A 20,320-nucleotide genomic window follows, 5' to 3' on the forward strand; every position below is an offset into this window, starting at 1 on the left:
GGTGCTTGGACAGGGGCCCGGGGGGCCAACTCAAGGGGCCTGCAGGGCCAACTCAACGAAAGAGCTTTGTCATGACCAGCCCGCGGGTGCGCAAGATCGCCGACCGGATCCAGGTCATCGTGGCGGAGATGCTCGAGCGACGGGTCAAGGACCCGCGACTGGGCTTCGTCACCGTGACCGACGTCCGCGTCACCGGAGACACCCAGCAGGCCACGATCTTCTACACCGTGCTGGGTGAGGACGAGGAGCTGGCCGGTACGGCAGCGGCGCTCGAGTCGGCCAAGGGGCTGATCCGCTCCGAGGTCGGCAAGCAGCTCGGCATGCGCCACGTCCCTTCGTTGACCTTCGTGCCAGACGCGCTGCCGGAGTCGGCTCGGCACCTCGACGACGTGCTGGCCAAGGCGCGGGCGCTGGACGAGGCCGTGGCCGCGTCCCGGGTCGAGACCTACGCCGGCGAGCCGGACCCGTACAAGAAGCCCCGGGAGCCTGAAGACGTCGCCGACGCCGACGAGCCTGACGAGGCGTGAGCGGCGGCGGCGCCCACGGCAGGGCCGGCCCGACCGGGCTGGTCGTCGTCGACAAGCCCGGCGCGATGACCTCGCACGACGTCGTCGCGCGCGCCCGCCGTGCGCTCGGCACCCGCAAGGTCGGGCACGCCGGGACCCTGGACCCGATGGCGACGGGCGTGCTCGTGCTCGGCGTCGGCAGGGCGACCCGCCTGCTCGGCCACCTGCTGGCGACCGAGAAGACCTACGTCGCCACCGCACGCCTCGGGGTCAGCACGACGACCGACGACGCCGAGGGCGAGGTGACCGGCGCGACGCCGGCCGGGCAGCTGGCGGAGCACGACATCCGTTCGGCCCTGGCGCGCTTCGTCGGCGACATCGAGCAGGTGCCGACCGACGTCTCGGCGATCAAGGTCGACGGCCGCCGCGCCTACGAACGCGTGCGCGCCGGTGAGGAGGTCGAGCTCCCGGCGCGGCCGGTGACCGTGCACGAGATCGAGGTCCATGACGTCCGTTCCGTCGCGGACTTCACCGACGTGGACTTCTCCGTGCGTTGCTCCAGCGGTACCTACGTCCGCGCCCTGGCGCGGGACCTCGGTGCCGCCCTCGGCGTCGGGGGCCATCTCATCGCCCTGCGACGCACGGCGGTCGGGGCGTTCGGCCTCGACGTCGCCGTGACCCTGGAGGACCTGGCGGAGCGGGGCAAGGAAGCCCTCGTCCCGATCGCGGCCGCCGCGCGCGACACCTTCGACTCGCGCGACCTCGACGACGCGCTCGCGGCCGACGTCCGCTTCGGCCGGCAGCTGCGCATCGACCTGCCCGACGGCATCCCTGTGGCCGTCTTCGCGCCGGATGGCGAGTTCCTGGCGCTGTACGAGCGCAAGAGCCAGGGCGTCGCCGCCGCCGTGGCCGTCTTCGTCTGACCTGGCTGGTCTAGTCGACCCGAAAGGGTGTTGGGCAAAGTGCCTCGTCGAGGGCATGGTGGCGGCCAGCAATCCGACCAAAGTCGATGGTCGGTCGATCGGCAACAAACGGGGAGAACACATGTCAGCACCCAAGTACCGCGCTGCCCTCGCGAGCCTCGCGCTCGCAGGCGCGGCCAGCCTCACGGTCGTCGCAGCCTCCGCCCCTGCCCAGGCGGCGACCGCACCGGTACCGGTGAGCATCAGCAAGGGCCACGTCGTGACGATGCCGACGACGCTCCAGCCCGGGGTCACCGAGTTCACCGTCTCGACGAAGCGGAAGCGCGCAGACTTCCAGCTCGTCATCCCGGCCGCGGGCTACACGCCCCAGGAAGCCGCGAGAGACATCGAGAAGGGCCTCGACAGAGGCAAGGTCAAGCCCCTCAAGAGGTTCGAGGCCAACGTCACCCTCGCCGGTGGCACGGCTGCCATGGCCGACCACCCGGGCACCCTCGTCGTCACCTTGACGCCGGGCACCTACTGGGCGCTCGACGTGGGCACCACCGACCCCGCCAAGTTCCTCCCGGTCACCGTGACGGGGGCCGACACCGGCAACGTGATGCCCGCTTCGGCGCAGATCAAGGCCAAGTCCGCGGCCAAGTGGGCTGGCAGCCCGAAGTCCATCCCGAACAAGGGCCTGCTGACCTTCAAGAACGCCGCGACCCAGAACCACTTCGTGGAGATGGTGAAGCTCAAGAAGGGCAAGTCGCTCAGCGACTTCAAGAAGTGGTTCCTCAGCGAGACCGGTCCGTCCGGTCCGCCTCCGGTCGACTTCAACAAGGGCCTGTCGATGGGCGTCGTGAGCCCGGGGTTGAGCGAGACCGTCAGCTACAAGCTGCCCAAGGGCAACTACGTCATGCTCTGCTTCTGGCCTGACGCCTCCATGGGCGGCATGCCGCACGCCTTCATGGGCATGATCCGCGGGATCAAGCTCAAGTAGCAGCCTGACGCAGCACCACCGACGAAGCCTCCCGTGCCGGTAGCCACGAGCGCCGGTATGGGAGGCTTTCGTCTCGTGCGGACCTGGCGAGACGTCTCCGAGGTGCCGGCCGATCTCGGCCGGACCGTCGTCACGATCGGCAACTTCGACGGTGTCCACCGTGGGCACCAGAAGGTCCTGCACGAGGCGCGCGAGGTCGCGTCCGAGCTCGGGGTCGGGACCGTCGTGGCCGTCACCTTCGACCCGCACCCGTTCGCGGTGCTCAGGCCGGAGCACGCGCCGGTGACGCTCTCCTCGATCGCGCAGCGCAGCGCGCTCCTCGTCGAGCACGGTGCCGATGACGTCCTGGTCGTGCCCTTCAGCCGCGAGATCGCGAGCTGGGCGCCGGAGGAGTTCGTCGACCGGGTGGTCGTGGGAGCCCTCCACGCCCGGGGCGTGGTGGTCGGGGCCAACTTCCGCTTCGGCCACAAGGCCGCCGGCGACGTGGCGCTGCTGACCCGCGAGGGCGCGGTGAAGGACTTCACGGTCGTGGGAGTGGCGCTCGATGGTGGGCCACAGGTGTGGTCGTCGACCTACGTCCGCAGCTGTCTCGCCGCGGGCGACGTCGAGGGCGCCGCCGAGGCCCTCGGCCGGTCGTTCACCGTCGTTGGGGTCGTCGTCGAGGGCGACCGGCGCGGCCGCGAGCTCGGCTACCCGACCGCCAACGTGCCTGTGGGCTCGGTGGCCGCTCCCGCCGACGGTGTGTACGCCGGCTGGCTGACCCGTCGTGACACCGGCGAGCGGCTCCCGGCCGCCATCTCGGTCGGCACCAATCCGACCTTCGACGGGGAGCGCTCCCGCCGCGTCGAGGCCTATGTCCTCGATCGCGACGATCTCGAGCTCTACGGCATCGAGGTCGAGATCGGCTTCGTCGCCCACTTGCGGGGGATGATCCGGTTCGCCGGTGCCGACGCGGTCAACGAGCTGGTCGAGCAGATGGCCGACGACGTGCGCCGCGCGCGCGAGCTGCTCGCGTGACCACCGCATGACCGAGGACCCGGAGACCACCGTCCGGGCCACCGAGCGGTGGCTCGACGCGCACGGACTGCCGTGGTTCGTGGAGTCGCAGGGCGTCGCGGTCAGGCGTCGGCTCTCGCGCGGCCATCTGGTGCGTGTAGGGCTCTTGGCGCTGCTGGTCGCGGTGGGAGTGGGCATCTCCGTCGGGTGGTGGCGCGACACCGCGGCCGGTCTGGCGTGGGGCGAGACCGCGTTTGCCGCGCTGGTCGCCGGGTGGGCGCTGCGTTCGCTCTACGGCAGCGCGGTGGCGGGCTGGGCGGCGCGGCGTACCCTCCGCTCGCTCGGTCTCCTCTTCCCGCTCGCGTCGCGGGCGCTGCCGCTGCTGCTGCTCTTCATCACGTTCCTCTTCATCAACACCGAGGTCTGGCAGGTGACCTCGGCGCTGGACACCGGCGTGCTCTGGCAGGCCGTGCTCGTCTTCGCCGTCATCGGGGTGGGCTTCCTGCTGGCCCGGCTGCCCGAGGAGCTCGAGGAGTACGACGCGGAGCTCACCGCCGAGACGGTCGTGACCGCGTGCACCGGCACCCCGGTCGAGCAGGCTGCGGCGGAGCTGGAGGTCACCGAGGAGATGCTCGAGCGGCACTCCGACGTCGTCGGCCTCGAGCGCGGCAACCTCGTGCTGGTCCTGCTCATCGCGCAGGCCATCCAGGTGCTGCTGCTCTCGATCGCCGTCTGGGTGTTCTTCCTCGTCTTCGGCAGCGTGGCGATCCAGGACGAGGTGATCCTCGACTGGGTCGGCCACCGCCCCCACTACGCGCCCGGCTTCGCGCTGGTGAGCCTGGAGCTGGTGAAGGTCTCGACGTTCCTCGCGGCGTTCGCAGGGCTCTACTTCACGGTCTACGCCGTGAGCGACGCCAACTACCGCAAGCAGTTCTTCACCCGGATCCGCCGGGAGCTCGAACGGGCGGTCAGCGTGCGACTGGTCTACAGGTCGTTGCTGGAGAACGGCGGGTCGGAGCCTCGTCGACCTGAGCAAAGCTGAGTCGGCGCCTCGTCGACCCTAGAAGGCCTGGGTGGGCGCGAAGTCGGCGGGCGAGGTCGAAGAAGCGCCGACTCGACGGTCGTGGAGTCGACGAAGCGCCGACTCGCCGTCAGGCGTCGAGGTCCTGCTCGACCAGCGCAGCGATCTTGTCGACGGCGTCCTGGTCGTCGCCGGCGACCTCGACGGTGTCACCATGACCGGCGCCGAGGGTCATGATCAGCAGCGACGAGCTGGCGTCGACGCCGTTGATCGTCACCTCCGAGCCCAGCTCGGACGCGGCCTCGGAGATGAGCGCGGCGGGACGGGCGTGCAGGCCGACCGAGGATCCGACGACGACGGACTTGCTGGGCATACGTTCTCCTAAGGGTGGGGTTCGTTGAGGGTAGTGGGTGGGTCGGGTGCGTGGGCCGGGGTCGGTTGGGTGGTCAGACCGTGGCCAGGTCGGTGTCTTGCGTGCCCATCGACTTGAGCACCACGACGAGAGCGCCGCCCACGAGCGTCCCGGCGACCAGGCTGATGAGGTACCCGAACACGTTGCCGACGGCGAACAGCACGAAGATGCCGCCGTGTGGCGCTCGTACGCTGACGTCCAGACCCATCGACAGCGCCCCGGTGACCGCGCTGCCGGCCATGATCGACGGGATCACCCGGAGCGGGTCGGCGGCCGCGAAGGGGATCGCGCCCTCGGTGATGAACGACGCTCCCAGCAGCCAGGCGGCCTTGCCGTTCTCGCGTTCGGCGGCGTTGAACAGGCCGGGTCGGACCGCGGTGGCGAGGCCCAGCGCCAGCGGAGGAACCATGCCGGCCAGCATCACCGCGGCCATGATCTTCAGCTCGGGAGCGTCGCTCGCCAGCGCCGCGCCCCCCACGCCTGCCGCCGCGAAGCTGTAGGCCACCTTGTTGAGAGGTCCGCCCATGTCGAAGGCCATCATCAGGCCGAGGATGATGCCCAGGATGACGGCACTGCTTCCGCTCAGGGAGTTGAGCCCCTCCTCGAGCTGCCCCATCAGCCAGCCGATCGGCTTGCCCAGGACGACGATCATCAGGAGTCCCGCCAGCACCGAGGTGAAGAGCGGGATGACCAGCACGGGCATCAGGCCCCGTGCCCACTTCGGCACCTTCCACCCGGAGATCCAGTGCGCGATCAGCCCGGCGAGCACGCCACCTGCGATGGCGCCGAGGAAGCCGGTCGCGGGCAGGCCGACACCGTCGGGGTCCGCCACACCGAAGAGGTTCGCGGCGAGGCCGCCCATCACGAAGCCCGGCGCGATGCCGGGCCGGTCCGCGATGGCGTAGGCGATGTAACCGGCGAGCGCGGGGATAAAGAGCATGAACGCGGTCTTGCCGATGATGAAGAACAGAGCGCCGATGTAGGCGAGCACGCCGCTGCCGAACAACGCGTGCTCGAGTCCGAGGGCGTCGACGTCGGGCGGGTCGAGCAGCGTGTTGTTGACCGCGATGTCGCCGTAGGGTCCGACGATCTCGTAACCGCCGAGCAGGAAGCTGAGGGCGATGAGGAGACCGCCCGCGGCGACGAACGGGATCATGTAGGAGACGCCGGTCATCAGCACGCGACGCGTGCGACCGCCCCAAGACTCCTCGGCGCCGTGGCTGCCGGCACCACCGGCGTCGCCGCCGGAGCCCTCGACACGCGGCGCGTTCGGGTCGTCGGCGTAGCGCAGCGCCTCGGCGATCATCGCGTCGGCGTCGTCGATCGGTCGCTTCACCCCCGACGAGACCATCGGCTTCCCGCCGAACCGGCCGCGGTCGCGCACGCCGACGTCGACGGCGAAGATCACCGCCGCGGCCTGGGCGATCGTGTCGGGGGCGAGCGGCGTGGAGCCGGCCGATCCCTGCGTCTCGACGTGGATGGTGACGCCGGCGCGCTCGGCGGCCTGCTCGAGGGCCTCCGCGGCCATGTAGGTGTGGGCGATGCCGGTCGGGCACGCGGTGACCGCCACGAGGCTCTTGGGGCCGGACGTGGCGGTTGCGGCCGGGGCGGGCTCGGCCGATGGGGCGTCCGTCGCCGGGGCGGGGGATGACGGGGCGGACGCCGCGGCAGGAGCCACGGCAGGAGCGGGGGCGGGCGCGTCGCCGAGCGCCTCGCGGACCAGGGCCACGACCTCCTCGGGCGTCTGCGCCTCGCGCAGTGCGGTGGTGAACTCGGCCTTCACCAGCGAGCGGGCGAGCTTGGTCAGCAGCTGCAGGTGTGTGGCGTCGCCACCGGCCGGGGCTGCGATCAGGAACGCGATGTCGGCCGGGCCGTCCTTGGCGCCGAAGTCGACGCCGGGGGAGAGACGCGCGAAGGCGAGGGTCGGCTCGTCGACGCCGGTGGTCCGGCAGTGCGGGATGGCGATCCCGCCTGGCAGGCCGGTGGCCGACGTCTCCTCCCGCGCGAAGGCGTCCGCGACCAGCTGGTCGACGTCGGTCGCGCGCCCGGCAGCGCCGACGACCGCGGCGAGCGCACGGATGACCTCGTGCTTGTCGGCGCCGAGCGGCGTGTCGAGGCGTACGAGATCGGGGGTGATGATGTCGGGCATGCTCGTCAACCTTCCGGGGAGTCGAGTGGGTCGACGACGACGAGGTCGGGGCGGACCTGGCCCGGCTCGGGAATCGTCGTGCCGGGCAGGCCAGCCGCGGCGCTGCCGTACGCCACCGCCAGAGCGAGCCGCTCCGCTGGGGCCAGCCGCCGTAGGTCTCCGAGGACGTACCCGAACAGTGAGGAGTCGCCCGCACCGACAGTGCTCACCACTGTGGTGGGTGGAGGGGTGGCGTGCCAAGCCCCCTCGCGGGTGACCAGGACGGCGCCCTTGCCGCCGAGCGTGGCCAGGACCGCGCCCACGCCCCGGTCGACGAGGGTGCGGGCCGCTGCGGCGGCGGCCCGGGGGTCGTTCTCCAGCTCGTCGGGATCTCCGCCCGTGAAGGACGCCAGCTCCTCGCCGTTGGGCTTCATGAGGTCCGGAGCGGAGCCGGGGAGGGCGTCGACCAGGGCCCTGAGCGGGCCCTCGCTGGTGTCGACGGCGACCTTGCCGCCGCTCCCGGCCTCGAGCACCCCGTGGAGGTCGCGGACGAGGCGCGCGTAGTAGTCGTCGGGGGCCCCGGGCGGCAGCGAGCCCGCCAGGACGACCCAGTCGACGGACGCGGCGCGGTGCAGCAGCGTGCGGGACATGTCGTCGAGGTGCTCGGCGTCCATCATGGCGCCGGGACTGTTGAGCTTGGTCGTGGTGCCGTCGGGCTCGGTGATGGCGAGGTTGACCCGGATCTCTCCGGCGGGCCGGGACGTCCGTGCGTCGATCCCGGCGCTGAGCAGCTCGTGGACGAAGGGGTCGTCCTTGTCGGCCGGCAGCACCGCCACCGAGGGGATCCCGGCGCTGACCGACGCCCGTGAGATGTTGATGCCCTTGCCGCCACCCTGGGAGACCACGGAGGTCACCCGCTGCACCTCACCGCGCTCGAGTGGACCCGCCAGGGCGACCGTGCGGTCGATGCTCGGGTTGGGGGTGAGCGTCAGGATCATGTCACCACGACCTCTACTCCGGCCGCCTCGAAGGCGGTCCGGTCGTCGTTGCTGATGCCGTCGTCGGTGATGAGGGTGTCCACGTCCGAGAGCTGGGCGAAGCGCACCGTGCGCTCGACCCCGATCTTGCTGGAGTCTGACAGCACGACGACGCGGTGCGCGCTGGCGATCAGCGCCGCCTTCGTCGCCGCCTCGGTGTGGTCGGGCGTCGACAGGCCGTGCCGCACGGTGATGCCGTTGGTGCCGAGGAAGGCGACGTCGGCGCGGATCTGGTCGAGCGCGGCCACGGTCTCGGTGCCGACGGCGGCCAGCGTGGTGCTGCGGACGCGGCCCGGCAGCATGTGCACGTCGAGGTTGGGCTGGGCGGCCAGCCGCAGCGCGACGGCGACCGAGTGGGTGATCACGGTGAGCCGGCGGTCGGCCGGGAAGAGCTCGGAGAGGCGGACCGTGGTGCTGCCGGCGTCGATCAGGACGGTCGCGTCGCCCGGCGGCAGCTCGGCGACCGCCGCCGCGGCGATGCGGTCCTTCTCCTCGGGGTGGGACAGGTCGCGGTCGCTCAGCCCGGTCTCCAGCACGGTGATGGCGTCGGCGGCGATGGCGCCGCCATGGACCCGTCGGACCAGGCGCAGCCCTTCCAGGGCCGACAGGTCGCGGCGTACGGTCTCCGTGGTCACCGCGAACTGCTGCGAGAGGTCGCTGACCGACATCCGGCCGCGGCGGGTGATCAGGTCGACGATCGCCTGCTGACGCTCAGCGGCGTACATCGGGGCCTCCCTGGATGGTCGCGGGGCGAACGGGCCGGCCGTCGAGGCCGATGAGCTGTGCGGGCGTTGATCTGTGTTTGTGTTGTTTTAGTCCCGAATCTGTTGACTGTCAAGGGCGGCTCGCGATTGAATGGCCTGCATGGCTGATGCCCCCACTCGCGAACTGACCGGCACCCCCGTCGTCCCCGGCGTGGCCTACGGGCCAGCCCTGCTCGTGCGCGGCGAGGTCTCGCCGGCCGCCATTGAGAGGTTCGGCGACGGGGGGTACGCCGACGGGGAGGCCGCACTGGCGGCCTACGACGAGGCGGCGGAGGCCGTCGCCCAGAGCTTCCTGCGCAAGGCCGGGAAGGCCAGCGGCGCGGCCACCGAGGTGCTGACCGCGAGTGCCGGGCTGGCCCGCGACAAGGGACTGCGCGGCGCGGTCAACAAGAGCCTCACGGGTGGATCCGACCTGCTCGCGGCGGTGCACGCGGCAGTGGAACAGTTCGTCGGGATCTTCACCAGCATGGGCGGGCTGATGGCCGAGCGCGCCACCGACCTCCAGGACATCGAGCGACGCCTGGTCGCCCACCTGGTGGGCGAGCCCGAGCCGGGCGTGCCGACCCCGGACGTCGCCTCGGTCCTGGTGGCGGAGGACCTCGCGCCCTCCGACACCGCCGGTCTCGACCCGGCCGTGGTGGTCGCGCTGGTCACCGAGCGCGGCGGCTCCACGAGCCACACGGCGATCATCGCCCGCCAGCTCGGCATCCCGTGCGTGGTCGGGGTGTCCGGCGCGCTCGGGGTCGCCCCGGGCACCCAGCTCCTGGTCGACGGCGCGGTCGGCTCGATCGAGCTCGAACCGGACGCCGCCGAGGCGGACCGGCGCGTCCAGGTCAGCCGTGAGGAGCGCGAGGTCCTCGCGACGTGGACCGGCCCGGCCGCGACCGCCGACGGCACCGCGGTCAAGCTGCTCGCCAACGTCGCCGACGGTGAGTCCGCACGTTCCGCCTCGGAGAGCCCGGTGCAAGGCGTCGGCCTCTTCCGGACCGAGCTGTGCTTCCTCTCGAGCACGGACGAGCCGAGCGTCGAGGAGCAGGCCGACATCTACCAGCAGGTGCTTGACGCCTTCGGCGAGGACGAGTACGTCGTGATCCGCACGCTCGACGCCGGGTCGGACAAGCCGATCGCCTTCGCCACGCTCGAGGGCGAGGAGAACCCTGCCCTCGGCGTCCGCGGCCTGCGCCTCTCCTTCGACAACCCCGGCCTGCTCGAGCGCCAGCTCGACGGGATCGCGCTCGCTGCCTCCCGGTCGAGGACCGAGACGTGGGTGATGGCGCCGATGGTCGCGACCGTGGCGGAGGCGTCGGACTTCGCCGAGAAGGTCCGCGCCCGAGGTCTCAAGCCCGGGGTGATGGTCGAGATCCCCAGCGCGGCGCTGCTCGCCCACCGCATGCTGGAAGTGGTCGACTTCCTGTCCATCGGCACGAACGACCTGACGCAGTACGCCATGGCCGCCGACCGGATGGCCACGGACCTGGCCCACCTCACCGACCCCTGGCAGCCGGCCGTGCTGCACCTGATCGCCATCACCGCCGAGGCGGGCCGTCAGGCCGGCAAGCCGGTCGGCGTGTGCGGTGAGGCCGCCGCGGACCCGCTGCTCGCGACGGCGCTCATCGGCATGGGCATCACGTCGCTGTCGATGGCGGCCGCCGCCGTGCGTCCGGTCGGCGCGCAGCTCTCCCGCGTCACCATGGAGACCTGCCGCGAGGCCGCCGAGGCCGTCCTCTCGGCCGCCGACCCCAAGGCCGGCCGCGAGGCCGTGCGGGCGCTGCTGGACCGCTAGCTCGGGCCTCTAGGCGGGAGAGACCCGGACGGGTACGCCGCTGAGCGCGGCGTTGCCCGACACGTCGAGCCGCTCGGGGTCGGTCAGGTCGTTGATGGAGACCCCTGGGACCCGGCTGGAGCTGCCCATCTGCGTGCTGCCGTCGCGTGCGTGGCCGTAGCCGTGCGGGAGGCTCACGACCCCGGGCATGACGTCGTCGGTCGCGGCGACCTCGACCTCCACGCGCCCGACGCGTGAGGTGACCGCGACGGTGGCGCCGTCCTCGACGCCGCGCGCGGCGAGGTCGTCGGGGTGCATCAACAGCTGGTGCCGCGGGCGGCCCCGGGTGAGCCGCTCGGCGTTGTGCAGCCATGAGTTGCAGTCGCGCTGGTGCCGACGCCCGATGAGCAGCAGCTCGTCGTCGGCCGGAGGGGCGAGCGCGGCCAGCCGCTCGAGGTCGTCGAGGACCAGCGGCTGGGCCAGGTCGATCCTGCCGGTCTTGGTCTGGAGCTTGCCGGGGAGCGCCCCCGGCCGCAGCGGGCCGAGGTCGACGCCCTCCGGCGAGCGACGCAGGCGGCGTACCGAGAGACCCGAGCGGCCGCGCCGCAGCAGCAGGTCGATGAGCACCGCCGGCGGGGTCGACAACCGGGCGCGGCGCAGGAGCCGGGTCTTGAGGGCCGGCTGGCGGCCCTTCAGCCGCGCGGTCGTGCGCAGTGCGACCTCGCGGAAGATCTCCCAGTCGTGACGCTGGTCGTCGCCCTTCGCGAAGACCGCAGGGGTGAAGCGGGCGGTGTTGCGCACGGCCAGGAGGTGGAAGACGAGGTCGTAGTGGTCGCGCTCGAGGGCGGTCGTCGGCGGCAGGACGACGTCCGCGTGCCTGGTGGTCTCGTTGAGGTAGATGTCCACCGACGCCATGAAGTCGAGCCCGGCCAGGGCCCGGTTCAGCGCAGGCCCGTCGGGGGTCGAGAGCACGGGGTTGCCCGCGACGGTGAGCATCGCGCGCACCTGGCCCTGGCCCGGCGTCTCGATCTCCTCGCGCAGGGCGGCCACCGGGAGCTCGCCGGCGGCCTCGGGCAGTCCGCGCACGCGCGAGCGCCAGACGTCGAAGTGGCCACGGCCGATCAGGCCGGTGCCGACGGCGTCGATCGCCGGGTCGGTGAACATGGCCCCGCCCACCTGGTCGACGTGGCCGGTCAGCAGGTTGAGGGCGTTGATGGCCCAGGCGCAGACGGTGCCGAACTCCTGCGTCGACACCCCGATCCGCCCGTAGACGACCGCCCGCTCAGTGGTGGCGAGCTCGCGCGCGAGGCGCCGGATCTCGTCGGCGGCCAGGCCGCTGTGCTCGGCGGCTCGCTCAGGGGTGTACGCCGCGACGGCGGACTCGACGGCGGCCAGCCCGTCGACGTACGACGGCACCTCGGCGAGGCCCTCGGACGTGACGACCTGCAGCAGGGCGAGCAGCACGAACGCGTCGGACCCAGGGCGCACGAAGTGGTGCTCGCTCGCGGCCTTGGCCGTCTCGGTGCGCCGCGGGTCCAGCACGACCATGCGCCCGCCGCGGTCCTTGAGCGCGCGCAGCCGGCCGGGGAAGTCGGGGACCGTCATCAAGGACCCGTTGGACGCCAGGGGGTTGGCGCCGAGGACGAGGAAGTAGTCGGTGCGGTCGAGGTCCGGGATCGGCAACAGCAGCTGATGGCCGTAGAGCAGATGCGCCACGAGCTGCGCGGGGAGCTGGTCGACCGAGGTCGCGCTGAACCGGTTGCGGGTGCGCAGCGCCTTCACCATCGCCACGCCGTGCGTCATCGAGCCCAGGCTGTGCACGTTGGGGTTGCCGAGGTAGACGCCCAAGGCGTCGTTGCCGTGCTCGTTCACGACGCGGCTGAGACCGTCGGCCACCAGGTCGAACGCCTCGTCCCAGCCGATCTCCTCCCAGCGCGCGCCCTCGGGCGTGTCCACGCGGCGTACCGGCTTGGTGAGTCGGTCGGGGTCGGTGAGCACGTCGGCGATGGCCACCCCCTTCGGGCAGATGTGGCCTCGCGAGAGCGGGTCGGCGGCGTTGCCGCGCACGCCGGTGACCGCGCCGTCGGTGAGGGTGAGCTCGAGCCCGCAGATCGCCTCGCAGAGGTTGCAGACGGCGAGCCGGGTCCCCGTGATCGAACCCGCCGTGCCCGTCGTCGCCATGGCGGCATCCTCGCAGCGGCACCCTCAGACCTAAAGTACACTGACTTACTTCAATCGAGGTCCGGGATGCCTACCGTCTCGATGCTGTTCCGACGTCGTTCGACCGAAGTCGGGGGTGGGACGTCCACCCCTGAGGATGGGGTGCTCCGGGCTTCCTCAGCGCAGACTCTCCGCCATGGGATATGGATTCGGTGTCTTCCTGATCGCAGTCGGCCTCATCATCGTGTACGCGCTCGAGGTCGACATCCCGGGCGTGGGCCAGGAGGCGTTGGGCTGGATCCTCGTCGCGGCCGGCCTCCTCGTCGTGATCCTGACCGCCGTCACGCTCAACTCGCGCCGACGCGCCAACACGGTGCAGACCACGACGCACAGCGACGGCAGCCAGACCGTGCAGCAGCGGCAGTCGGACGTCGACAACCCGCCTCCCGCCGTCTGAGTCGGCCCGCTGCCGGCCGCCCGTCGTGGATTGGGTGCCCGGCGAGCCGCGCTGATAGCCTCCTTCGGTTGTTCAACTGCCGTGCAACGGCCGCGGAATCAGAGTGCCCGGGTGGACAGGCCCCGGCGCGCCGCGCAGACGAGACCGAGAGGAGCCCCGCATGTCGATCGGAACCGACGCGGAGACCAAGAAGAAGATCATCGCCGAGTACGCCACGACCGAGGGCGACACCGGTTCCCCCGAGGTGCAGATCGCGCTGCTGAGCCACCGCATCGCGCACCTCACCGAGCACCTCAAGACCCACAAGCACGACCACCACAGCCGCCGCGGCCTCCTGCTCCTCGTGGGCCAGCGCCGCCGGCTCCTGAACTACCTGCAGAAGACCGAGATCGCGCGCTACCGCTCGATCGTCGAGCGTCTCGGCCTGCGCCGCTGACGCCGTGAGGGCCCGCTTCCCGTTCCGGGGTGCGGGCCCTCGGCACCTGTGCCTCTCTGGCACGATCTAACTGAATTCACACCCAACAGGAGCGATCCGCGACCGTCGGCTCGGTCCTCGGTAGTGGCCTTCGGAATCCCTGGTCTCGACTCAGCTCGACCACCGGGGGCCGCGGGCCTCGATCGAAGACCGGCTCTCATGCGGGTCTACTCGCGGGATCGCTCCGCGAACAGAAAGGGATCCCCTTCGTGGAACCCACCATCTCCACCGTCGAGACCGTTCTCGACAACGGCAAGTTCGGCACCCGCACCATCAAGCTCGAGACCGGGCTGCTGGCCCGGCAGGCCGCAGGCGCCGTGACGGCGTACCTCGACGACGAGACGATGCTGCTCTCGGCCACCACAGCCGGCAAGCACCCCAAGGACCACTTCGACTTCTTCCCCTTGACGATCGACGTCGAGGAGCGGATGTACGCCGCGGGCCAGATCCCGGGCTCGTTCTTCCGCAGCGAGGGCCGGCCGGGCGAGGACGCGATCCTCACCTGCCGCCTCATCGACCGTCCGCTGCGCCCGACCTTCAAGAAGGGTCTGCGCAACGAGGTCCAGGTCGTCATCACCGTGATGGCGCTGGACCCCGACATGCCCTACGACGTGCTGGCGATCAACGCCGCGTCCGCGTCGACCCAGATCTCCGGCCTGCCGTTCTCCGGCCCGGTCGGCGGCGTCCGCGTCGCCCTGATCGAGGGCCAGTGGGTCGCGTTCCCGTCGCACAGCCAGCTCGAGAGCGCCGTGTTCGACATGGTCGTGGCCGGTCGCGTGACCGAGTCCGGCGACGTCGCGATCATGATGGTCGAGGCCGAAGCCACCGAGCAGACCTGGACCCTCGTCCAGAACGGCACCCAGGCGCCGACCGAGGAGGTCGTGGCCGGCGGCCTCGACGCCGCCAAGCCCTTCATCAAGCAGCTGTGCGAGGCCCAGGCCGAGCTGGCCAAGGCCGCAGCGAAGCCGATCCAGGAGTTCCCCGTCTTCCTCGACTACGAGGACGACGTGTACGCCGCCGTCGAGTCCGCCGCCAAGTCGCAGACCGCTGAGGCGATGACCATCGCCGACAAGCAGGAGCGCGAGCTCAAGGTCGACGAGATCAAGGTGTCGCTGCTCGAGCAGCTCACCGGCGAGGGCGGTCAGTTCGAGGGACGCGAGAAGGAGGTCGGCGCGGCGTTCCGCTCGCTGAACAAGCAGCTCGTCCGCGAGCGCGTCCTGCGCGACAAGGTCCGCATCGACGGTCGCGGCCTGGCCGACATCCGTCCGCTGCACGCCGAGGTCGGCGTCATCCCGCGGGTGCACGGTTCCGCGCTCTTCGAGCGCGGTGAGACCCAGATCCTGGGCGTCACCACCCTCAACATGCTGACCATGGAGCAGAAGCTCGACACCCTCTCCCCGGAGAAGTCGCGCCGCTACATGCACAAGTACGTCTTCCCGCCGTTCTCCACCGGCGAGACCGGTCGGGTCGGCTCGCCCAAGCGTCGCGAGGTCGGCCACGGCGCGCTCGCGCGGCGTGCGCTGCTCCCGGTGCTCCCGGGCCGCGAGGAGTTCCCCTACGCCATCCGTCAGCTCTCCGAGGCCATGGGCTCCAACGGCTCCACCTCGATGGGCTCGGTCTGCGCGTCGACCATGTCGCTGCTCCAGGCCGGTGTGCCGCTGCGCGCCGCTGTGGCCGGCATCGCCATGGGCCTGATCAGCGACGAGGTCGACGGTGAGACGCGCTACGTCGCCCTCACCGACATCCTCGGCGCCGAGGACGCGTTCGGCGACATGGACTTCAAGGTCGCCGGCACCCGTGAGTTCGTCACCGCCCTGCAGCTCGACACCAAGCTCGACGGCATCCCCGCCGAGGTGCTGGCTGCCGCGCTGACCCAGGCCAAGGACGCCCGCGTGGCGATCCTCGACGTCATGGCCGAGGCCATCGACGAGCCCGAGGAGATGTCGATCCACGCGCCGCGCATCATCACCGTGCGGGTCCCCGTCGACAAGATCGGCGAGGTCATCGGCCCCAAGGGCAAGGTCATCAACCAGATCCAGGACGACACGGGCGCGACGCTGTCCATCGAGGACGACGGCACGGTCTACATCGGCGCGACCAACGGCGAGGCTGCCGAGGCCGCCCGCCAGGCCGTCAACGCGATCGCCAACCCGACCATGCCCGAGGTCGGCGAGCGCTACCTCGGCACGGTCGTCAAGACGACCAACTTCGGTGCGTTCGTCTCGCTGCTCCCGGGCAAGGACGGCCTGCTGCACATCAGCAAGCTGCGCGCCCTGGCCGGCGGCAAGCGCGTCGAGGCCGTCGAGGACGTGCTGTCGGTGGGCCAGAAGGTCCAGGTCGAGATCGGCGAGATCGACGACCGCGGCAAGCTGTCGCTGATCCCGGTCGTCGAGGACGACGGCACGACGGATGCGGGCGAGGCGCCCGCCGAGGACGCCGCGGCCGCTCCGGCCGAGTGACCTCTCGCGCTTCATCGGCGCCCGGTCGGCAGCGTGCTGCCGGCCGGGCTCCGGCGCGTCCGCAGCCGCCGGGGTCGACCCGCACGCTGCTGAAGACGACCGACGACGACGGCCGGGTCGTGTCCCGGGTCCGGCGTACCGTCCTGCCCTCGGGGCTGCGGGTGATCACCGAGGACATGCCCGGGGTGCGGTCGGCCTCGATCGGCGTCTGGGTGGGCGTCGGCTCGCGTGACGAGTCGCCGCAGCTGCACGGCTGCTCGCACTTCCTCGAGCACCTGCTCTTCAAGGGCACCACCGAGCGCAGCGCGATGGACATCTCGGCGACGCTCGACGAGGTGGGCGCGGAGTTCAACGCCTTCACCGCCAAGGAGTACACCTGCTTCCACGCGCGGGTGCTCGACGAGGACCTGCCCGTGACCATCGACGTGATGGGCGACGTCATCACCGGCTCCCTGATCCGGCCCGAGGACGTGGAGGCCGAGCGCGACGTCATCCTCGACGAGATCGCCATGCACGACGACGACCCCGACGACGTCGTGCACAACCTCTTCGCGGCCCAGGCGTGGGGTGACACCCCGCTCGGCCGCACCATCGCCGGCAGCGTGGCCTCCATCTCGGAGATGAGCCGCGAGCAGGTGTGGCGGTTCTACAAGCGCCACTACCGGCCGGCCAACATGGCGGTCGCGGTCGCCGGCAACGTCGACCACGCGACCGTCGTGCGCCAGGTCAGGGCGGCCTTCGGACGCCAGGACTTCCTCGACCGTGTCGAGGAGCCGGTGCGCGCGCTGGTGAAGGCACGGGCCCGTCGTGTGCAGCCGGGAGCGGCCACCGCCGTACGCCAGTTCGAGCAGGTCAACGTCGTGCTCGGGATGAAGGGCCTGACCCGCAGCGACCCTCGTCGGTTCGCCCTCGGTGTGCTGAACACCGCCCTCGGCGGCGGCACCTCGTCGCGGCTGTTCCAGGAGGTGCGTGAGCGCCGCGGCCTGGCGTACGCCGTCTACTCCTTCAGCTCCGCGCACGCCGACGCCGGCCTGGTCGGCGTCGCCGTCGGCTGCCTGCCCAACAAGCTCGACGCCGTGCTCGACACGGTCCGCGCCGAGCTGGCCGCGATCGCGGAGTCGGGGATCACCGAGGACGAGCTGCTCCGCGGCCAGGGGCAGCTGCGTCGTGGCCTCGTGCTCGGCATGGAGGACTCCGGCTCGCGGATGACCCGCCTGGGCAAGGCCGAGATCGTGTACGGCGAGCTGCTCGGCCTCGACGAGGTCATCGAGCGCATCGACGCGGTCACGCTCGACGACGTGCGCGCGGTCGCGCACGAGCTGTTCAGCCAAGCCGAGGTGCTCGCCGTCGTCGGCCCTGCCTGACGCACTCGGCCGCCGGGCCACAACTCAGCAATTGCGCGGTTGTTGCCCCTCGTGAGCCACCAGGAGGGCCATATCTCAGCAATTGCGCGGTTGTTGCCCCTCGCGAGCCACCAGGAGGGCCATATCTCAGCAATTGCGCGGTTGTTGCCCCTCGTGAGCCCCCACGAGGGCCATAACTCAGCAATTGCGCGGTTGTTGCCCCTCGCGGGTCAGATGCTCAGCACAACGACGCCCGCGCAGGCGAGCGCCCAGAGCACGCTGGTGAAGGTGCCGATGATGAAGCGCTCGGTGGCGGCGGGGTGGCCGATTCGGCCGTCCTTGGTCGCGCCCTCGGGAGCGCGCAGCTCGGGGTAGCGGCCGAGGCCTTTGAGGGCCAGCACGATGGCGAGCCCTTCGGGCCAGCCGGCCAGGACGGCGGCGTACGCCGCGATCCGCTCGAGCGCCCCGATCCACGCGCCGCCGCGCAGCACCTCGGCGGCTCCGGCCAGGGAGGTCGTGACGGACTCGCCTGGCCGGTCGACCAGGTCGAAGACGACGGTGGTGAGCGGTCCGCCGCCGGCGAGGGCGAGCAAGCCGGCTCCGGCGACCACGGCGACCCGCTCACGGTCGGAGAGCGCGAGGACGTCGCTGAGGGCGCTCACCAGCCACGCGGCGCCGAGCATCGCGACGGCGAGCGTCATGGCGAACCGGGGGAGCGGGGTGAGCCAGCCGATGAGGGCGAGCGCGGCCGCGCCCGCGAGCAACGCAGCGAGCAGCTGTCCCGAGTCGGTCACCCGAGCACCCCGGTCACCCCGAGCACCCCGGTCACCCCGAGCACCCCGGTCACCCCGGTCATACGGCCTCCAGGCAGCGAGCGGCCAGCTCGGTCACGAGGGCCCGGGCGCGGGTCGTCTCGGCCAGACCTGCCGCGCGGGCTCGCTGGCTGACAGCGGACTGGGTGATGGCGAGCTTGTGCGCGACGGCGTCGTAGGACAGACCGCGGTCGGCGAGGTCGGCGACCTCCCACCCCTTCGTCGTCCTCCGGGCGAGCACCGAGGCCCACAGCCAGACCGCGCTCTCCAGCGCCACCGCGTCGGCCGGTCCCAGCACGCGCACCGGCCACGGCGAGGCCTTCGCGGCGGTGACGGCCTCGCGGGCGAGGAGGTACGCCGGGCCGCGGCCGTCGCGGGCGTCGTCGGGCAGCGGCAGCTCGACCCGACCGATCCCGACGCCGATCCACCACTCGTCCTCGCGCAGCAGCAGCTCGAGGGTGGCCGCCAGCGCGGCAGGCTCGTCCAGCACGCCCTGGAACTCGTCGCCGACGGTGCGCTGGAACGGCCGCAGCGTCGGCACTGCGGACAGCGCCGCGAGAGTCGCCGGGACGAGGTCTGGGCGGCGCCGGCTGTCGCGCTGGTCGACGGTCACCACGAGGGGCATCTGGCACCTCCTCAGGAGCTCTGCCGCCAGGATGGTCCAGGCGGCCTACGTCCAGAGTATTAGAAATTTTCCTAATGGTCTAGCAATATTAGGGGACAGCCTTACTTGCGGCCGATCAAGCCCACGACCGGTGGCGCCTTCTGCTCGACCACCGAGACCCGGAACCCGCCACCCGTCAGGGCGGCGGACGTCTTGCGGACGATGTTGGGGACCAGGTCGGGTCGGTTGGCCTCGTAGAAGAGGAAGGCGGCGCCCCCTGGGACCAGCCGCTCGTGCAGGAGGGCCACCTCGTCGGCGCACTGACGCACCCAGAAGAGGTTCACGTTGAAGGCGAAGACCTTGTTGAGCTTCTTGACCGGTACCCGGAGCGTCGCGAGGTCGATCTGGCGCACGGTCAGCCGGCCGGCCTCGACGTGCTTGGCGTTGCGCCTCTTGGTGCGGTCGACACCGGACTCGGAGCGGTCGATCGCGAAGAGCCGGCCGGTCTCCAACCGGGCACAGATCGCCTCGGCTCCGGCCCCCGGCCCGCAGCCGATCTCGAGGATCTGGTCGTCGGGCTGGACGTCCATCAGGTCCACGGCCCAGCGGATCCGAGGGGGGATCGTCTGCACTGGCATGGGGCCAGCCTGCCACCTCCGGCCCTCGCGTGGCAGGCTCGGGGCGTCCGGACGGCGCGCCGTGCTCCTGAAGTGAGAGGGTGGCCTGGTGACGGACCGGATCAGGGTCGGGGTGCTCGGGGCGCGGGGCAAGGTCGGCAGCGAGGTCTCGAGGGCGGTGTCCAGCGCCGCGGATCTCGACCTCGTCGCCGAGATCGACCAGGGCGACGACATCGCCGACCTCCTGGCCGCCGACGCGCAGGCCGTCGTCGACTTCACCCATCCCGACGTGGTGATGGACAGCCTGGAGTTCTGCATCGACCACGGGATCCACGCCGTGGTCGGCACCACCGGCTTCGACGAGCGTCGGCTCGCGCTGCTTCGCGAGTGGCTCGACCGGTCACCGCGCACCGGCGTGCTCATCGCGCCGAACTTCTCCGTCGGCGCCCTGCTGATGATGCGCTTCGCCGCCGCGGCAGCGCCGTTCTACGAGTCCGCCGAAGTCGTCGAGCTCCACCACCCCGACAAGGCCGACGCCCCGTCGGGCACGGCCCGGCGTACGGCGGAGCTCATCGCCGCGGCTCGTCGCGAGGCCGGCCTGGGGCCCGTCCCCGACGCGACGTCGACGTCCCTCGACGGAGCGCGCGGCGCCGACGTCGACGGCGTCCGCGTGCACGCCCTGCGCGTGCGCGGGCTGGTGGCACACCAGGAGGTCGTCCTCGGCGGTCCCGGGGAGACGCTCACCATCCGGCACGACTCGCTCGACCGGGTGTCGTTCACCCCGGGCGTGCTCGCCGGGTTGCGGCAGATCTCGTCACGCCCGGGTCTGACCGTGGGGCTCGAGCACTTCCTCGACCTGGACTAG

At 71.5% G+C, this 20,320-nt stretch carries 19 protein-coding genes; 11 read left to right on the forward strand and 8 right to left on the reverse strand.

The window, feature by feature from the left end:
• Positions 1-71 precede the first annotated feature (71 nt).
• The 5 genes from rbfA to ABD295_RS03425 all read left to right on the forward strand — a co-directional run bounded on the left by rbfA (position 72) and on the right by ABD295_RS03425 (position 4,446).
• The gene (gene rbfA, locus ABD295_RS03405) at positions 72-527 is read left to right on the forward strand and encodes a 30S ribosome-binding factor RbfA (protein WP_344302208.1); all 456 of its coding nucleotides are present in this window, start codon (positions 72-74) and stop codon (positions 525-527) included.
• On the forward strand, positions 524-1,429 hold the full coding sequence (gene truB, locus ABD295_RS03410; protein WP_425573952.1) for a tRNA pseudouridine(55) synthase TruB: 906 nt from the start codon (positions 524-526) through the stop codon (positions 1,427-1,429). The genes rbfA and truB overlap by 4 nt, the downstream gene beginning before the upstream one ends.
• A 121-nt stretch (positions 1,430-1,550) precedes the next feature.
• Entirely contained in the window at positions 1,551-2,408 is an 858-nt protein-coding gene (locus ABD295_RS03415; protein WP_344302209.1) for a hypothetical protein, read from the forward strand.
• Positions 2,409-2,483: 75 nt separating this feature from the next.
• A complete protein-coding gene (locus ABD295_RS03420) occupies positions 2,484-3,425 on the forward strand; it encodes a bifunctional riboflavin kinase/FAD synthetase (RefSeq protein ID WP_344302210.1) in 942 nt (313 codons plus the stop codon).
• 7 nt (positions 3,426-3,432) lie between these two features.
• Entirely contained in the window at positions 3,433-4,446 is a 1,014-nt protein-coding gene (locus tag ABD295_RS03425) for a hypothetical protein (RefSeq protein ID WP_344302211.1), read from the forward strand.
• Between the two features lie 109 nt (positions 4,447-4,555).
• Here ABD295_RS03425 and ABD295_RS03430 read toward each other — a convergent pair whose 3' ends face one another.
• From ABD295_RS03430 to ABD295_RS03445, 4 genes are all read right to left on the reverse strand, one after another.
• Complete coding sequence (locus ABD295_RS03430) at positions 4,556-4,798, reverse strand: HPr family phosphocarrier protein (protein ID WP_344302212.1); 243 nt, start codon at positions 4,796-4,798, stop codon at positions 4,556-4,558.
• Between the two features lie 73 nt (positions 4,799-4,871).
• Positions 4,872-6,986, reverse strand: coding sequence for a PTS fructose transporter subunit IIABC (locus ABD295_RS03435; protein WP_344302213.1), 2,115 nt, complete (start codon positions 6,984-6,986; stop codon positions 4,872-4,874).
• Positions 6,987-6,991: 5 nt separating this feature from the next.
• Positions 6,992-7,963 carry a 1-phosphofructokinase family hexose kinase gene (locus ABD295_RS03440; RefSeq protein WP_344302214.1) on the reverse strand — a complete coding sequence of 324 codons (972 nt, stop codon included), beginning with the start codon at positions 7,961-7,963 and terminating at the stop codon, positions 6,992-6,994.
• Positions 7,960-8,727 (reverse strand): DeoR/GlpR family DNA-binding transcription regulator, encoded by a 768-nt coding sequence (locus tag ABD295_RS03445; RefSeq protein WP_344302215.1) that lies wholly within the window; start codon positions 8,725-8,727, stop codon positions 7,960-7,962. The genes ABD295_RS03440 and ABD295_RS03445 overlap by 4 nt, the downstream gene beginning before the upstream one ends.
• 139 nt (positions 8,728-8,866) lie before the next feature.
• Between ABD295_RS03445 and ptsP the strand changes: the two genes are divergently transcribed.
• Positions 8,867-10,549, forward strand: coding sequence for a phosphoenolpyruvate--protein phosphotransferase (ptsP, locus tag ABD295_RS03450; protein WP_344302216.1), 1,683 nt, complete (start codon positions 8,867-8,869; stop codon positions 10,547-10,549).
• A 9-nt stretch (positions 10,550-10,558) separates the two neighbouring features.
• On the opposite strand, the gene ABD295_RS03455 is transcribed toward ptsP, so the two are convergent.
• The gene (locus ABD295_RS03455; protein WP_344302217.1) at positions 10,559-12,709 is read right to left on the reverse strand and encodes a molybdopterin-dependent oxidoreductase; all 2,151 of its coding nucleotides are present in this window, start codon (positions 12,707-12,709) and stop codon (positions 10,559-10,561) included.
• 175 nt (positions 12,710-12,884) lie between these two features.
• On the opposite strand from ABD295_RS03455, the gene ABD295_RS03460 reads away from it, so the two are divergent.
• From ABD295_RS03460 to ABD295_RS03475, 4 genes are all read left to right on the forward strand, one after another.
• Positions 12,885-13,145 carry a DUF6458 family protein gene (locus ABD295_RS03460; protein ID WP_344302218.1) on the forward strand — a complete coding sequence of 87 codons (261 nt, stop codon included), beginning with the start codon at positions 12,885-12,887 and terminating at the stop codon, positions 13,143-13,145.
• A 160-nt stretch (positions 13,146-13,305) separates the two neighbouring features.
• Positions 13,306-13,581: a 30S ribosomal protein S15 gene (gene rpsO, locus ABD295_RS03465; protein WP_344302219.1), complete on the forward strand. Its 276-nt coding sequence runs from the start codon at positions 13,306-13,308 to the stop codon at positions 13,579-13,581.
• A 248-nt stretch (positions 13,582-13,829) separates the two neighbouring features.
• Positions 13,830-16,079, forward strand: coding sequence for a polyribonucleotide nucleotidyltransferase (locus tag ABD295_RS03470; protein ID WP_344302220.1), 2,250 nt, complete (start codon positions 13,830-13,832; stop codon positions 16,077-16,079).
• Complete coding sequence (locus ABD295_RS03475) at positions 16,076-17,443, forward strand: M16 family metallopeptidase (RefSeq protein ID WP_344302221.1); 1,368 nt, start codon at positions 16,076-16,078, stop codon at positions 17,441-17,443. The genes ABD295_RS03470 and ABD295_RS03475 overlap by 4 nt, the downstream gene beginning before the upstream one ends.
• 209 nt (positions 17,444-17,652) lie before the next feature.
• Here the strand turns inward: ABD295_RS03475 and ABD295_RS03480 are convergent, their stop codons facing one another.
• The 3 genes from ABD295_RS03480 to ABD295_RS03490 all read right to left on the reverse strand — a co-directional run bounded on the left by ABD295_RS03480 (position 17,653) and on the right by ABD295_RS03490 (position 19,476).
• The gene (locus tag ABD295_RS03480) at positions 17,653-18,216 is read right to left on the reverse strand and encodes a hypothetical protein (protein ID WP_344302222.1); all 564 of its coding nucleotides are present in this window, start codon (positions 18,214-18,216) and stop codon (positions 17,653-17,655) included.
• A 58-nt stretch (positions 18,217-18,274) separates the two neighbouring features.
• The gene (locus ABD295_RS03485) at positions 18,275-18,859 is read right to left on the reverse strand and encodes a transposase (protein ID WP_344302223.1); all 585 of its coding nucleotides are present in this window, start codon (positions 18,857-18,859) and stop codon (positions 18,275-18,277) included.
• A gap of 101 nt (positions 18,860-18,960) precedes the next feature.
• Positions 18,961-19,476, reverse strand: coding sequence for a class I SAM-dependent methyltransferase (locus tag ABD295_RS03490; protein ID WP_344302224.1), 516 nt, complete (start codon positions 19,474-19,476; stop codon positions 18,961-18,963).
• 88 nt (positions 19,477-19,564) lie between these two features.
• Here ABD295_RS03490 and dapB point away from each other — a divergent pair, with 88 nt between their 5' ends.
• Positions 19,565-20,320, forward strand: a complete 756-nt coding sequence (dapB, locus tag ABD295_RS03495; protein WP_344302225.1) for a 4-hydroxy-tetrahydrodipicolinate reductase — start codon at positions 19,565-19,567, stop codon at positions 20,318-20,320.

The sequence above is a fragment of the Nocardioides bigeumensis genome (assembly GCF_039531755.1).
In the GTDB taxonomy this organism is placed as follows: Bacteria; Actinomycetota; Actinomycetes; order Propionibacteriales; family Nocardioidaceae; genus Nocardioides; species Nocardioides bigeumensis.